At 69.4% G+C, this 12993-nt stretch carries 14 protein-coding genes; 2 read left to right on the forward strand and 12 right to left on the reverse strand.

Annotated elements, in window-relative coordinates:
• Positions 1 to 16: 16 nt before the first annotated feature.
• Positions 17 to 985, reverse strand: a complete 969-nt coding sequence (era, locus tag ACGFX9_RS04180) for a GTPase Era (protein WP_393464255.1) — start codon at positions 983 to 985, stop codon at positions 17 to 19.
• Positions 986 to 1185: 200 nt separating this feature from the next.
• Between era and ACGFX9_RS04185 the strand changes: the two genes are divergently transcribed.
• Positions 1186 to 2472 (forward strand): ammonium transporter, encoded by a 1287-nt coding sequence (locus ACGFX9_RS04185; RefSeq protein ID WP_393465629.1) that lies wholly within the window; start codon positions 1186 to 1188, stop codon positions 2470 to 2472.
• The gene (locus ACGFX9_RS04190) at positions 2469 to 2807 is read left to right on the forward strand and encodes a P-II family nitrogen regulator (RefSeq protein WP_393464258.1); all 339 of its coding nucleotides are present in this window, start codon (positions 2469 to 2471) and stop codon (positions 2805 to 2807) included. Before ACGFX9_RS04185 ends, ACGFX9_RS04190 begins: the two co-directional genes overlap by 4 nt.
• A 71-nt stretch (positions 2808 to 2878) precedes the next feature.
• Here the strand turns inward: ACGFX9_RS04190 and ACGFX9_RS04195 are convergent, their stop codons facing one another.
• The 11 genes from ACGFX9_RS04195 to ACGFX9_RS04245 form a co-directional block, all read right to left on the reverse strand.
• Positions 2879 to 3244 (reverse strand): cytidine deaminase, encoded by a 366-nt coding sequence (locus ACGFX9_RS04195; protein ID WP_393464261.1) that lies wholly within the window; start codon positions 3242 to 3244, stop codon positions 2879 to 2881.
• 26 nt (positions 3245 to 3270) lie between these two features.
• A complete protein-coding gene (locus ACGFX9_RS04200; RefSeq protein ID WP_393464264.1) occupies positions 3271 to 4179 on the reverse strand; it encodes a helix-turn-helix transcriptional regulator in 909 nt (302 codons plus the stop codon).
• A gap of 66 nt (positions 4180 to 4245) precedes the next feature.
• Positions 4246 to 4599 (reverse strand): MmcQ/YjbR family DNA-binding protein, encoded by a 354-nt coding sequence (locus ACGFX9_RS04205; protein ID WP_393464267.1) that lies wholly within the window; start codon positions 4597 to 4599, stop codon positions 4246 to 4248.
• On the reverse strand, positions 4596 to 5897 hold the full coding sequence (locus ACGFX9_RS04210) for a hemolysin family protein (RefSeq protein WP_393464270.1): 1302 nt from the start codon (positions 5895 to 5897) through the stop codon (positions 4596 to 4598). Before ACGFX9_RS04210 ends, ACGFX9_RS04205 begins: the two co-directional genes overlap by 4 nt.
• Before the next feature lie 3 nt (positions 5898 to 5900).
• The gene (gene ybeY / locus ACGFX9_RS04215) at positions 5901 to 6398 is read right to left on the reverse strand and encodes an rRNA maturation RNase YbeY (protein WP_393464272.1); all 498 of its coding nucleotides are present in this window, start codon (positions 6396 to 6398) and stop codon (positions 5901 to 5903) included.
• Between the two features lie 13 nt (positions 6399 to 6411).
• Complete coding sequence (locus ACGFX9_RS04220; protein ID WP_393464275.1) at positions 6412 to 7446, reverse strand: PhoH family protein; 1035 nt, start codon at positions 7444 to 7446, stop codon at positions 6412 to 6414.
• 170 nt (positions 7447 to 7616) lie between these two features.
• Entirely contained in the window at positions 7617 to 8720 is a 1104-nt protein-coding gene (locus ACGFX9_RS04225; RefSeq protein ID WP_393464278.1) for a carbohydrate kinase family protein, read from the reverse strand.
• Positions 8721 to 8820: 100 nt separating this feature from the next.
• Positions 8821 to 10014, reverse strand: a complete 1194-nt coding sequence (locus ACGFX9_RS04230; RefSeq protein ID WP_393464281.1) for a macrolide family glycosyltransferase — start codon at positions 10012 to 10014, stop codon at positions 8821 to 8823.
• A gap of 159 nt (positions 10015 to 10173) precedes the next feature.
• On the reverse strand, positions 10174 to 11175 hold the full coding sequence (locus ACGFX9_RS04235; protein ID WP_393464284.1) for an adenosine deaminase: 1002 nt from the start codon (positions 11173 to 11175) through the stop codon (positions 10174 to 10176).
• A 12-nt stretch (positions 11176 to 11187) separates the two neighbouring features.
• Positions 11188 to 12096, reverse strand: coding sequence for a ribonuclease Z (locus tag ACGFX9_RS04240; RefSeq protein WP_393464287.1), 909 nt, complete (start codon positions 12094 to 12096; stop codon positions 11188 to 11190).
• A 6-nt stretch (positions 12097 to 12102) separates the two neighbouring features.
• Positions 12103 to 12456: a histidine triad nucleotide-binding protein gene (locus ACGFX9_RS04245; RefSeq protein ID WP_393464289.1), complete on the reverse strand. Its 354-nt coding sequence runs from the start codon at positions 12454 to 12456 to the stop codon at positions 12103 to 12105.
• Between the last annotated feature and the right edge of the window lie 537 nt (positions 12457 to 12993).

Consider the following 12993-nt stretch of genomic DNA (forward strand, 5'->3'; position numbering starts at 1 on the left):
CCCGGGGGCCAAGCCCTCAGAACCCCAGCTTGCGCAGCTGTTTGGGATCGCGCTGCCAGTCCTTGGCGACCTTCACATGCAGGTCGAGGAAGACCGGCGTTCCAAGAAGCGCCTCGATCTGCTGGCGGGACTTGATCCCGACCTCCTTGAGCCGCTTGCCCTTCGGGCCGATGATGATGCCCTTCTGGCTGGGCCGCTCGATGTAGACGTTGGCGTGGATGTCCAGCATCGGCTTGTCCGCCGGGCGGTCCTCGCGCGGCAGCATCTCCTCCACCACTACGGCGATGGAGTGCGGCAGCTCGTCCCGTACGCCCTCAAGGGCGGCCTCGCGGATCAGCTCGGCGACCATGACCTGCTCCGGCTCGTCGGTGAGGTCGCCCTCGGGGTAGAGCGGCGGGCTCTTCGGGAGCATCGGGACGATCAGGTCGGCGAGCAGCTTGATCTGCTTGTCGCCGACCGCCGACACCGGCACGATCTGGGCCCACTCGAAGCCGAGCTCCTTGCCGAGCTGGTCGATGGCGATGAGCTGCTCGGCGAGCGTCTTGCTGTCGACGAGGTCGGTCTTGGTGACGACCGCGATCTTCGGCGTCTTCTTGATGCCGGCCAGTTCCTTGGCGATGAACCGGTCACCGGGGCCGAGCTTCTCGTTCGCGGGCAGACAGAACCCGATGACGTCGACCTCGGCCCACGTCGTGCGCACGACGTCGTTGAGGCGCTCACCGAGCAGGGTGCGCGGCTTGTGCAGGCCCGGGGTGTCCACCAGGATCAGCTGCGCGTCGGGCCGGTGCACGATGCCGCGCACCGTGTGCCGGGTCGTCTGCGGCTGGTTGGCGGTGATCGCCACCTTCTGGCCGACCAGAGCATTCGTGAGGGTGGACTTGCCCGCGTTGGGGCGGCCCACGAAGCAGGCGAAGCCGGCGCGGTGGGGTGCCCCCGAGGATTCCGGCGGCTCGGATGACTGGGTACGAACGCTCATGGCGCCCATTGTCCCTGATCGACAGAGGGCCGCAGCACCCCGAGGCGCCGTTGGGCGCGGATGGGGCCTTCGGGCCGGGCGCCGGTGAGCTTCACGAAACCCTCACGCAACACGAAACACACCGGAAACGCCGGGGTGCCCGTTCGGAAACGCGTGGCGGTGACGCTCTCACTCTGCCCCCACCGGAGGAGAGATTCCCCGTGCAGTCCCTGACCACCACTCTGGCCGCGGCCAAGGGCCCCGACACCGGCGACACCGCCTGGCTGCTCGCCGCCACCGCGCTCGTCCTGCTCATGACGCCCGGCCTCGCGCTCTTCTACGGCGGCATGGTCCGCACGAAGAGCGTCCTCAACATGCTGCTCATGAGCTTTGTGTCGATCGCCCTGGTCACAGTGGTGTGGCTGCTCGCCGGCTACTCGCTCGCGTTCGGCGACGACGCGTTCGCGGGCCTGATCGGCGGCGTGGATCACCTCGGAATGGCGGGCATCGGCCCGAGCACCCTCACGGGCACCGTCCCCACCCTCCTCTTCACCACCTTCCAGCTGACCTTCGCGATCCTCACCACGGCACTGATCAGCGGCGCGATCGCGGACCGCACGAAGTTCGCCGCCTGGCTGGTCTTCGTGCCGGTCTGGGCACTGCTCGTATACGTTCCCGTGGCGCACTGGGTCTGGGGCCCGGACGGCTGGATCTCCTCGTCGCTCGGCGCCCTCGACTTCGCGGGCGGCCTGGTCGTCGAGATCGCCTCCGGCGCCTCCGGCCTCGCGCTCGTCCTGGTCCTCGGCCCGCGCATCGGCTTCAAGAGGGACGCGATGCGCCCGCACAACCTGCCGATGGTCCTGATGGGCGCGGGCCTGCTCTGGTTCGGCTGGCTCGGCTTCAACGGCGGCTCGGCCCTCGGCGCGAACGGCCTCGCGGCGGCCTCCCTCCTGAACACCCTGCTTGCCGGGTGCACGGGCCTGCTCGGCTGGCTCTTCGTGGAGCAGCGGCGCGACGGCCACCCGACCACGTTCGGCGCGGCGTCGGGCGCGGTGGCGGGTCTCGTCGCCATCACTCCCGCGTGCGGGGTCGTCGGGGTACTCGGAGCCGCGGTGGTCGGTCTGGCCGCGGGCGTGGTCTGCTCGTACGCCGTGGCATGGAAGTTCCGCTTCGACTACGACGACTCACTCGACGTGGTGGGCGTGCACCTGGTGGGCGGCATCGTCGGCACGCTCCTGATCGGCCTGTTCGCGACGGCCACGATGACGGACGGCGCGGAGGGCCTCTTCTACGGGGGCGGGCTCGCCCAACTGGGCAAGCAGACGGTGGCGGTGCTTGTCGTGGCGGCGTACACGTTCGCCGTGACGTTCGGGATCGGCAAGGCGATCGACAGGCTGATGGGCTTCCGCGCCGACCCCGACGACGAGCTGACGGGCCTGGACCAGACGCAGCACGCGGAGACCGCCTACGATCACGGCGTCCTGGTCGGCCCGATGAAGGGAAGCAACGTCGCATGAAGCTCGTAACCGCGGTCATCAAGCCGTTCCGCCTGGACGAGGTGAAGACCGCGCTCCAGGAACTGGGCGTACTGGGCCTCACCGTCACGGAGGCGAGCGGGTACGGGCGCCAGCGCGGGCACACGGAGGTGTACCGGGGCGCGGAGTACCAGGTGGACCTGGTACCGAAGGTGCGGATCGAGGTCGTCATCGACGATGCCGACCTCGACGCGGTGATCGACGCGGTCGTTCGCGCGGCAAAGACGGGGAAGATCGGGGACGGCAAGGTGTGGGCGGTGCCGGTGGAGACGGTGGTGCGGGTGCGGACGGGAGAGCGGGGTCCGGACGCGATTTGATCACCGGCTTCGCCGAGTTCGTCCTCAAACGCCGGACGGGCTGAAGATTCACCCCGGGGTTGGGGAAAAAGTCAGTTTGCCTGGGCCCGCACCCGGACAACCCCATCAGGCCCCGCCAGAAACACCGGCGTCCCGGCCCCGCCAAGATCCCGTACAGCGGCAAGATCCTCGGCAGCCACAGCGCCCTCGGTGGAGACAACCGCAGCCGCCTCAAGAGACTCCGCCCCCGAAGCGACAGCCATCGCCACAGCCGTACGCAACGCAGAAAGCGACAGCGAGGCAAGCGAGACGGTCCCGGCGACATACGTGCGCCCCGTCTCGTCCCGCACAGCGGCCCCCTCCGGCACCCCATTACGCGCCCGCGCCGAACGCGCCAGCGTAACGATCTTCCGGTCCTCGGCATCAAGAGCGTCAAGCGACGCGGCACTCTCGGTCATACGCCGAGCATACGGAGCGAAGAGGCTCAGGAGGCCACCGGGTACATCGACCCACGGCGCCCCTCGGGCGAGGCCAGCCACTCCAGCTTCGCCGCGGTGTCCGCCTCCGCGAGCGGCGTATGCAGCACGATCGTCAGGTCGGGCCGCGCCGGCACCTTCAGCGCCGTCGACTCGACATGCAGCGCACCGACCAGCGGATGCGTGAGCTCCTTGTACACCTGGCCCGCGGGCCGCACATCCCGCCGCTCCCACAGTTCGGTGAACTCCTCGCCCGCCGTCTCCCGCAACTCGGCGAGGACCGCCTGGAACCCCTCGTCGTCCGGGGTCTCCGAGCACGACGCACGGAACTGCGCGACGACCGACTCCGCGTTCTTGCGCCAACTCACGCTCCGGGAGCGGTAGATGGGGTCGGTGAAGAAGTCCACGATGCAGTTCTGGCTGATCTCGGGGCGCATCCCGAAGACCATCCCGGCCGCGTCGTTGTAGAGGACGCAGTTGTAGTAGCGGTCCATGATGTGTGCCGGGTACGGCATCCACGTATCGATAAGTCGCTGCAACCCCTCGCACATGCCCTGGTCGGCCTGCTCGACCTCGGGAGCGGGCGGGTTGAGACCGGCCAGCACATACAGATGCCGCCGCTCGGCGCTCGACAGCTTCAGGACGCGCGCCACGGAGTCCAGGACCTGCGGGGAGACCGAGATGTCGCGGCCCTGCTCCAGCCACTGGTACCAGGAGGCGCCCACTCCCGCGAGCACGGCGACCTCCTCGCGGCGCAGCCCCGGCGTACGCCGCCGCGCACCGCCGTCCGGAAGGCCCGCCTCCGTGGGGCTGACCCGCGCCCGGCGGCTCATCAAGAACTCGCGCAGTTCGCCGAGTCGCCGTGCCTTGGACTCGTCCCGAGGCCGCACAGCCGCCGCCTCACTCGTCCCTGCCATCGCAGCTCCCCCCTGCCTGGTGTTCCGACGACCAGCATAAGATCCCGCTCCCCCGTCCAGGCGGGCTCAGGGCCTGTCGAGCCGCAGCCGCACAGCCTTCGGGAGCCCGGCCACCACCAGGTCGTACGAGTCCTCGACCAGCTCCCGAACCATCGTGTCCGGGAGCCCCGCCACCGTCACCGTGTTCCAGTGCCGCTTGTTCATGTGCCACCCGGGCACGATCTCCGGGTGCGCGGCCCGCAGTTGGACAGCGATGTCGGGGTCACACTTCAGGTTCATCTTGAGAGGCCGCCCGTCCAGCGCGCACAGCGCGAACATCTTCCCGGCGACCTTGAACACCGAGGCCTCAGGACCGAACGGAAACTCCTCCACCACGTCGTTGAACGACAGGCAGAACGCACGCAGCTCCTGCGGAGTCACCCCGAAGTCGCCCCCTCCACGTCCTTGGACACAACCGGCTCCACCAGCACCGTCACGATCTTGTTCCGCCGCCCCGCCGCGGACTCCGCGGTCAGCCGCAGCTCCCGGCCGTCCGGCAGCGGCACCACCGCCGACGCGTCGGCGATCGGCACCCGGCCGAGTGCCTTGGCGAGCAGGCCGCCGACCGTCTCGACGTCCTCGTCGTCGAACTCGTCGAGCCCGAAGAGCTCGCCGAGGTCACCGATGTCCAGGCGCGCGGTGACGCGGTAACAGCCGTCCGCGAGCTCTTCCACGGGCGGCAGTTCACGGTCGTACTCGTCGGTGATCTCGCCGACGATCTCTTCGAGGATGTCCTCGATCGTGACGATGCCGGCCGTGCCGCCGTACTCGTCGATGACGACGGCGACGTGGTTGCGCTCCTGCTGCATCTCGCGCAGCAGATCCCCCGCGTTCTTCGTGTCGGGCACGAACGTCGCCGGGCGCATCGCGGTGGACACCAGCTCCGACTCGCTGTCGCGGTTGATGTGCGTCTTGCGGGCCAGGTCCTTGAGATACACCATGCCCACGACGTCGTCCTCGCTCTCACCCGTCACCGGGATCCGCGAGAAACCGGAGCGCAGGGCGAGCGTCAGCGCCTGCCGGATGGTCTTGAAGCGCTCGATGGCGACCAAGTCCGTGCGGGGCACCATGACTTCGCGTACGAGGGTGTCGCCGAGCTCGAAGACGGAGTGCACCATGCGGCGCTCGTCGTCCTCGATGAGGGATTCCTTCTCGGCGAGGTCGACCATCGCGCGCAGCTCGGCCTCGGAGGCGAACGGGCCGCGCCTGAAGCCCTTGCCGGGCGTGAGCGCGTTGCCGATGAGGATCAGGAGCGGCGGGATCGGGCCCATGACGCGGGCCAGCGGCAGCAGGACGTACGCGGCGGCCGTCGCCGTGTTGAGCGGGTGCTGGCGGCCGATGGTGCGCGGCGAGACCCCCACGGCCACGTACGAGACGAGGACCATGACCGCGATGGCGACGGCGAGCGCCTGCCAGGTCTCGGCGAATTCGTTCAGGCAGGCGTATGTCACGAGGGACGCCGCGGCCATCTCGCACGCGACGCGCACGAGCAGCGCCACGTTGAGATAGCGGGTGGGGTCGGCGGCGACCTGCGCGAGCTTCGCGCTGCCGCGCCGCCCGGAGCGGACCGCCTCCTCGGCGCGGAAGCTGGAGGTGCGGGCGATGCCCGCCTCGGCGCAGGCCGCGAGCCAGGCGACGACGACCAGGGCGACGGCGCCCGCGATCAGCTGGAAACTCATGGCCTACGAGACGGTCGGCGCGGGAGACGGCCCGGTGAGGCCGTTCTCGGCGCGCCAGCCGTCGACGATGGCCGCCTGGAGGCCGAACATCTCGGCCTTCTCGTCCGGCTCCTCATGGTCGTACCCGAGCAGGTGCAGCACTCCGTGGACGGTGAGCAGCTGCAGCTCCTCGTCCATGGAGTGCTCCGTGGGCGCTTCCTTGCCCTGCTTGATGGCGACCTCGGGGCAGAGCACGATGTCGCCGAGGAGCCCCTGCGGAGGCTCCTCCTCGTCCTTGGCCGGCGGGCGCAGCTCGTCCATGGGGAACGACATGACGTCCGTCGGTCCCGGCAGGTCCATCCACTGCATGTGCAGCTGCTCCATGGCGTCCTCGTCCACGACGATCACCGAGAGCTCGGAGAGCGGGTGGATGCGCATCCGCGCGAGGGCGTAGCGGGCGATGTCGAGGATCGCCTGCTCGTCGACCTCGGTTCCGGATTCGTTGTTGACGTCGATCGACATGGTGCGGTTTCCGCTACTTCCCGTTTTTCTTGTTCTGCTGACTGTCGTCGTACTTCTCGTACGCGTCGACGATACGGCCGACGAGCTTGTGCCGTACGACATCGTGGGACGTGAGCCGTGAGAAGTGCACGTCGTCGATGCCCTCCAGGATGTCCTGGACCTGGCGAAGACCCGACTTCGTGCCGTTCGGCAGGTCGACCTGCGTGACATCGCCCGTGATGACGATCTTCGATTCGAAGCCGAGCCGGGTGAGGAACATCTTCATCTGCTCGACGCTGGTGTTCTGCGCCTCGTCGAGAATGATGAAGGCGTCATTAAGAGTGCGACCCCTCATGTACGCAAGGGGAGCCACCTCGATCGTCCCCGCCGCCATCAGGCGCGGGATCGAGTCGGGGTCGAGCATGTCGTGCAGCGCGTCGTACAGCGGCCGAAGATACGGGTCGATCTTTTCGTAGAGCGTGCCCGGCAGGAAGCCGAGCCGCTCGCCCGCCTCTACGGCGGGGCGGGTCAGGATGATGCGGTTGACCTGCTTGGCCTGGAGGGCCTGCACGGCCTTGGCCATGGCGAGGTAGGTCTTGCCGGTGCCCGCGGGGCCGATGCCGAAGACGATGGTGTTCTTGTCGATGGCGTCGACGTACCGCTTCTGGTTGAGCGTCTTGGGGCGGATCGTGCGGCCGCGGGACGAGAGGATGTTCTGCGTGAGCACCTCGGCCGGGGTCTCCGGTCCGTCGCCCTCTCCTGCCTCGTCCGCCCTGAGCATGGCGATCGAGCGTTCCACTGCGTCCTCCGTCATCGGCTGACCGGTGCGGAGCACCAGCATCATCTCGTCGAACAGGCGCTGGATGAGGGCCACTTCATGGGCGTCACCGACGGCTCTGATCTCATTGCCCCGGACATGGATGTCGGCCGCCGGGAAGGCCTTCTCGATCACGCGCAACAGGGCGTCTCCGGAGCCGAGCACCGTCACCATGGGGTGGCTCGCCGGGACGGCGAAGTGCGCTCGGGCCTGGCCCTGGGCAGGGGTAGGAGCTGTGGGTGTCTGAGTCATGGGCCGGCTCTTAGGCCTGCTCATCCTCCTCGTGCGGGGCTTGTGGCCGCTCGAAAGCCTTGCACTGCCAAGAGTACGTCGCACCACTGACACAGCCGTAGGGCTTTTCCACTCCCGTCGCGGGCGGAGCACCCTTCCCTGTCCCGCCGCCCGCCCTGCCCCGCCCTGCCCTACGCCGAGCGGAAGCCGATCGTCGGCACGGCCCGCCGCAGCGGCCACGGACGCGTCGCCTCCGGAAGCAGCCCTTCCAGGAACCCGTACCGGCGCAGCGCCACGGGGTCCTGGTCGTCGACCTGCCGTACGGTGCGCCACCACGCGGCGACCTCCGCCCAGCCCGGCGCCGACAGGGACCCCCCGAACTCCTGCACGGAGAGCGCCGCCGTGAGCCCCGCGAAGGCGAGCCGGTCCGCCAGGGGCCACTCCGCCAGGGTCCCGGTAACGAAGCCCGCCACGAAGACGTCGCCCGCCCCCGTGGGGTCCAGCGCCTCGACCGCGATGGCCGGCACCTCGGCGGTCTCGCCGGTCCGCCCGTCCACGGCGTACGCGCCTTCGGCACCCAGCGTCACCACGGCGAGCGGCACGTGGTCGGTCAGCGCCCGCGCGGCGGCCCGGGGGCAGTCGGTGCGCGTGTACCGCATGGCTTCTTCCGCGTTCGGCAGGAACGCCTCGCAGTGCTCCAGGTCCGCGAGGCCCGCCAGATCCCAGCGTCCGGTGTCGTCCCAGCCCACGTCGGCGAAGATCCGCGTGCCGGTGCGCGCGGCGGCGGCGATCCACGGGGCGCGCGTACCGGGCGTCAGGGAGGCGACGGCGGCACGCGCGCGTGGCGGGCATTCCGGGGCGCCGCCGCCCGGCGAATCGGCGTCCGGCGGCGGCTCGTGTCCATGGCTGACCATGGTCCGCTCCCCTTCGTACGCCATGGAGACGGTCACCGGGGAGTGCCAGCCGGGCACGGTGCGCGACGTCGTGAGCTCGATGCCCTCGCCCTGTTCGAGCGCGTCCCAGCAGTACTCGCCGTAGTGGTCGTCCCCGAAGGCCGCCGCGAGCGAGGTGTTCAGGCCGAGCCGGGCGAGCGCGGTCGCCATGTTGGCGACGCCGCCGGGGCTCGATCCCATGCCGCGCGCCCAGGACTCGGTTCCGCGCACCGGAGCGGAGTCGAGGCCGGTGAAGATGATGTCGAGGAAGACCGTGCCGGTGAGGAAGACGTCGCAGGGCGGATCGCCTGCTCTGCGGGCTGCCTTGAGCGGGTCGACGGTGGGTTTGAGAGGTACGACCATGCAGGGACCGTAACGGACGGACGCCGGACGGGCTGGTTGCAGCCCGTCCGGCGTTTGAGGACAAGCTCGGCGAAGCCGGTGACGACGGCACGCACACCCGCTACCCGCCGAGCTCTGCCTCCACGAGGTCAGCGGCCCGAGCCGTGCCGCCCTCGGCACGCACCTCGGCCTTGAGCCGGGCGACCCGAAGCGCGACGTCCGGATCGGAGGTCAGCTCGAGCAGCGCGCAGCGCAACGCGTCCGGCGTCGCGTCGGCGGTCTCGATCCGCCGCGCGACCCCCAGCTCCACGAGCCGCCCCGCGTTGACGGGCTGCTCGGCGCCCTGGGGCACAGCGATCATCGGCACGCCCGCGGACAGCGCCTCCCCGCAACTGCCCATCCCCGCGTGCGTGACGAAGGCGTCCGCCTGCTCGAGGATGGCCAGTTGCGGCACCCAGGAGCGCACTTCCACGTTCTGTGGGACCTCGCCGAGCTCCGCGGGATCCACGTGCTTGCCGATCTGCAGCACGACGTGCCACCCCGGGAGCCCGCCGAACGCGGCGACGCAGTTCCGGTAGAAGTCGGGCTGCTGGGTGTAGGCGGAGCCCAGCGAGACGAGCAGCACCTTGTCCGCGCCCTCGGGCCGCTGCCAGCTCTCCTCCTGCGCCCGTTTGCCGGAACAGGGCCCGACAAAGCTGACCCGCTCCGGATCGACCCGGTCGGCGAACATCTGCATGGCCCGCGGGATCGTGGCGACGGCCCGGTCGGGAACTCCGGAGAAGGCCGCGACATCCAGGGTCGTGGCCCCGCACCCGGCGAGCCATTCGGCGAACCGCGCCTTCAGCGCACCGGCCCCGGGCAACTGGGCGAGCTGCGCCCCGACTTCCTCCTCGTACCCCTGCCACGCCACATAGGTGGGCGACAGCTGCATGAACGGCCGCTTCTGCTCCTCGGCCAGGGCGCGCGCGACGTACGCGCCGATGTCGTACAGATACAGATCGGCGGGGTCGTCGCCGTAGAAGGACCGCAGTTGCGGCAGCACCGCGATGGCGTCGTCGAGGAAGAGCGCGCCGACGGCGATCGGGTCCTCGGGCCAGATGTTGTCCCGGAAGGGCAACGCCGAGGTGTACGGGACGAGTTCGGCGCCGGTGGACTTGATCAGCTCACCGGGCCCGGCCGGGTCGTTGGCGTAGGTCACCCGGTGGCCACGCGCCACCAGCTCGCGGATGATCTCCAGGCTTGGCAGCACATGGCTGACTATCGGGACGCCGACCATGGCGATATGGGCACGGCGACGGAACGGTCGAGTATGCATGGGGGAAGCCCTTCGTGTGGTTCAGCTGCTGCATGCGGACGAGGACACGACAGGCCCGGCGCAGCCGCTGATCGCGGGCGCCCGGGCCTTGGAGGGTCGTGTCAGCCGTAGAGCTGAATGAAGGAGTCCATGAGCCAACCCTAGCTCTGCCCCCGGCGATCAGTCGAACGAATAAGCCTCGACCTCGGCGAGGTACCGCGCGCGCAGCGCCTCGTCCTCCGCGTCGGCGTCGAGGAAGGAAGCCTCGAACGAGTTCCGCGCGAGCTCCCGCAGCCGCTCCTGGTCGAGGCCGAGTGCTTCGCGCACCGCGTGGAAGGTGTCGTCGACGTAGCCGCCGAAGTACGCCGGATCATCGGAGTTGACGGTGCACAGCAGCCCGGCGTCCATCATCCGCGCCAGCGGGTGCTCTTCGAGTACGTCGATGGCGCGCAGCCGGACGTTGGACAGCGGGCAGAGGGTGAGCGGCACCCGCTCGCGCACCAGGCGTTCCACCAGCTCCGGGTCCTCGACGCAGCGCAGGCCGTGGTCGATGCGCTCGACGCCGAGCACGTCCAGGGACTCGGTGATGTACGCGGGCGGGCCCTCCTCGCCCGCGTGCGCGACCCTGCGCAGGCCGAGCGCGGCGGCGGCCTCGTACACCTCGCGGAACTTGGCGGGCGGGTGCCCGACCTCGGCGGAGTCCAGCCCGACGCCGATGATGCGGTGGAGGTGCGGCTTCGCCGCCTCCAGCGTCTGCAGGGCGGACTCGGCGGACTTGTCGCGCAGGAAGCACATGATGAGCCGGGTCGAGATGCCGTGCTGTTCGGCACTGCGGTCAAGGGCGCGCCCGAGGCCTTCGATCACGGTCCCGATGGCGACACCGCGCTCCACGTGGGCCTGCGGGTCGAAGAAGATCTCCGCGTGCCGCACGCCCTGCTGGGCGGCCCGTGCCAGATAGGCATCGGCGAGCTGCTCGAAGTCCTCCTCGGTCCGCAGCACGGTCATGAGCCCGTAGTACAGGTCGAGAAAGGACTGCAGATCGTCGAAGAGATAGGCCTTGCGCAGTTCTTCGGTATCCGCGAACGGCAGGACGACGCCATTCCTTGCCGCGAGTTCGAAGGCCAGCTCGGGTTCGAGCGTGCCTTCGATGTGGAGATGGAGTTCGGCTTTGGGAAGAGGCATGGTGCGGCTCACTCAGATGGTTCGTTTGGGCAGGGGAACACGCAACAGGTCGCGGGCGATGGTGAGTTCACCTTCGAACCCACCGTCTCGGGCCTGTTGCTCAAAAACACCGGGGTCGGGATAGCGCTGACTGAAATGGGTCAGTACGAGATGGCGGACGCCGGATTCGACGGCGACGCGGGCGGCTTGTCCGGCGGTCAAATGGCCATGGTCAGAGGCGAGTTGCTGGTCCTCGTTCAGGAAGGTCGACTCGATGACCAGCATGTCGCATCCTTCGGCGAGGGCGTAAACGCCATCACACAGCCGGGTGTCCATCACAAAGGCGAACCGCTGCCCGCGCCGCACCACACTGACGTCCTCCAGGGTGACATCCCCAAGGACACCGCCCCGCTGCAACAGGCCCACGTCGGGCCCCGCGATGCCGTGCTCGGCGAGCAGCTCCGGGAGGATGCGGCGACCGTCGGGCTCGGCGATTCGATAACCAAAGGATTCGACGGGATGGGAGAGCTTGATGGCGTCGAGCGCGTAGGAGGAATCAACGGCGAGGTTTCCGCTCTCCGCGACGGATTCTTCCCTCAGGGCCACGGTCTCGCGATAGGCGGTGGCGTACCGCAGACGGTCGAAGAAATGCTGACCGGAGCGCGGAAAATGAACGGCCACCGGATGCGGGACCCGGTCAAGATTGATCCGCTGGATCACACCGGGCAGTCCCAGCGAGTGATCCCCATGAAAATGGGTGACACAGATCCGGTGCAGATCATGCGCGGCGACCCCGGCACGCAGCATCTGCCGCTGCGTGCCCTCGCCGGGGTCGAAGAGGATGCCCTGCCCGTCCCAGAGCAGAACGTACCCGTTGTGGTTGCGGTGCCGGGTGGGAACCTGGCTCGCGGTGCCGAGGACCACCAATTCGCGTACGGACAAGGCGAGTTATCCGGGGGGCCACTGGAGGCCGCGGCCGCCGAGGACGTGGGCGTGCGCGTGGAAGACGGTCTGCCCGGCGCCGGACCCGGTGTTGAAGACGATGCGGTAGCTCTCCGCCTTCTCCTCCGCGGCGACTTCGCCGGCCTCGCGCAGTACGTCCGCCGCGAGCTCCGGTGCCTCGATGGCGAGGGCGGCGGCGTCTTGGTGGTGGGCCTTCGGGATGACCAGTACGTGCGTGGGGGCCTGGGGGTTTATGTCCCTGAAGGCGAGGGTGGTGGGGGACTCCCGGACGAGGGTTGCGGGGACGTCACCCGCGACGATCTTGCAGAACAGGCAGTCGGCCTGCGGTTCTCCCACCATGCGGCGCCTCCGTATTACGTCGTGATCGCTAACCCCCGCCATGCTAGCCGGGCTGCGCCCTCGCCTGGCCCCTTCCCCTCCGTGGCTACGCCCCGGCCCGGCCTTTCCTCCCCCCGGCATCCACCTGCCCGAACAGCCCTTTCCCTCCCACCCGCCCGATCACCCCGCAGCACCTCCTGACCGAACAAACCTTTCCCGCCCACCCACCCGATTGCCCCGCGGTGACAGGGCGCGATCGGCACGGGTGGGGTGGGGCTTGCAACTAGGGGCGGGTGGGCGGGGCGCGTACGTCAGCAGGGTAGGCGGCCGTGACATAGGTAGGCGGGGACAGACCCCACCCACCCGCAGTCGGCAGCGAGACGCGAGGGGACGTGTCGGTATTTCCGCCCGGAGCACGGTTCGCGGCGCTCCGGTGCCGCAGTAGCCCATCGGCCACCGGACGATAGCGAGGACGGACATACCGGCGCGGCCCCGCACCCACAGACGGACAGGCACCACACCCCAGGCTCCCCGCACCGCGGCCCCGCCCCACAGAGG

Origin of the sequence: Streptomyces sp. NPDC048436 (assembly GCF_043200355.1) — a bacterium.
Classification (GTDB): Bacteria; Actinomycetota; Actinomycetes; order Streptomycetales; family Streptomycetaceae; genus Streptomyces.

Excerpts from the sequence above, each read along its gene's own strand:
- era (WP_393464255.1), bottom strand. The coding sequence starts at position 985 with ATGGGCGCCATGAGCGTTCGTACCCAGTCATCCGAGCCGCCGGAATCC.
- ACGFX9_RS04190 (WP_393464258.1), top strand. The coding sequence starts at position 2,469 with ATGAAGCTCGTAACCGCGGTCATCAAGCCGTTCCGCCTGGACGAGGTG.
- ACGFX9_RS04195 (WP_393464261.1), bottom strand. The coding sequence starts at position 3,244 with ATGACCGAGAGTGCCGCGTCGCTTGACGCTCTTGATGCCGAGGACCGG.
- ACGFX9_RS04200 (WP_393464264.1), bottom strand. The coding sequence starts at position 4,179 with ATGGCAGGGACGAGTGAGGCGGCGGCTGTGCGGCCTCGGGACGAGTCC.
- ACGFX9_RS04210 (WP_393464270.1), bottom strand. The coding sequence starts at position 5,897 with ATGAGTTTCCAGCTGATCGCGGGCGCCGTCGCCCTGGTCGTCGTCGCC.
- ybeY (WP_393464272.1), bottom strand. The coding sequence starts at position 6,398 with ATGTCGATCGACGTCAACAACGAATCCGGAACCGAGGTCGACGAGCAG.
- ACGFX9_RS04220 (WP_393464275.1), bottom strand. The coding sequence starts at position 7,446 with ATGACTCAGACACCCACAGCTCCTACCCCTGCCCAGGGCCAGGCCCGA.
- ACGFX9_RS04225 (WP_393464278.1), bottom strand. The coding sequence starts at position 8,720 with ATGGTCGTACCTCTCAAACCCACCGTCGACCCGCTCAAGGCAGCCCGC.
- ACGFX9_RS04230 (WP_393464281.1), bottom strand. The coding sequence starts at position 10,014 with ATGCATACTCGACCGTTCCGTCGCCGTGCCCATATCGCCATGGTCGGC.
- ACGFX9_RS04235 (WP_393464284.1), bottom strand. The coding sequence starts at position 11,175 with ATGCCTCTTCCCAAAGCCGAACTCCATCTCCACATCGAAGGCACGCTC.
- ACGFX9_RS04245 (WP_393464289.1), bottom strand. The coding sequence starts at position 12,456 with ATGGTGGGAGAACCGCAGGCCGACTGCCTGTTCTGCAAGATCGTCGCG.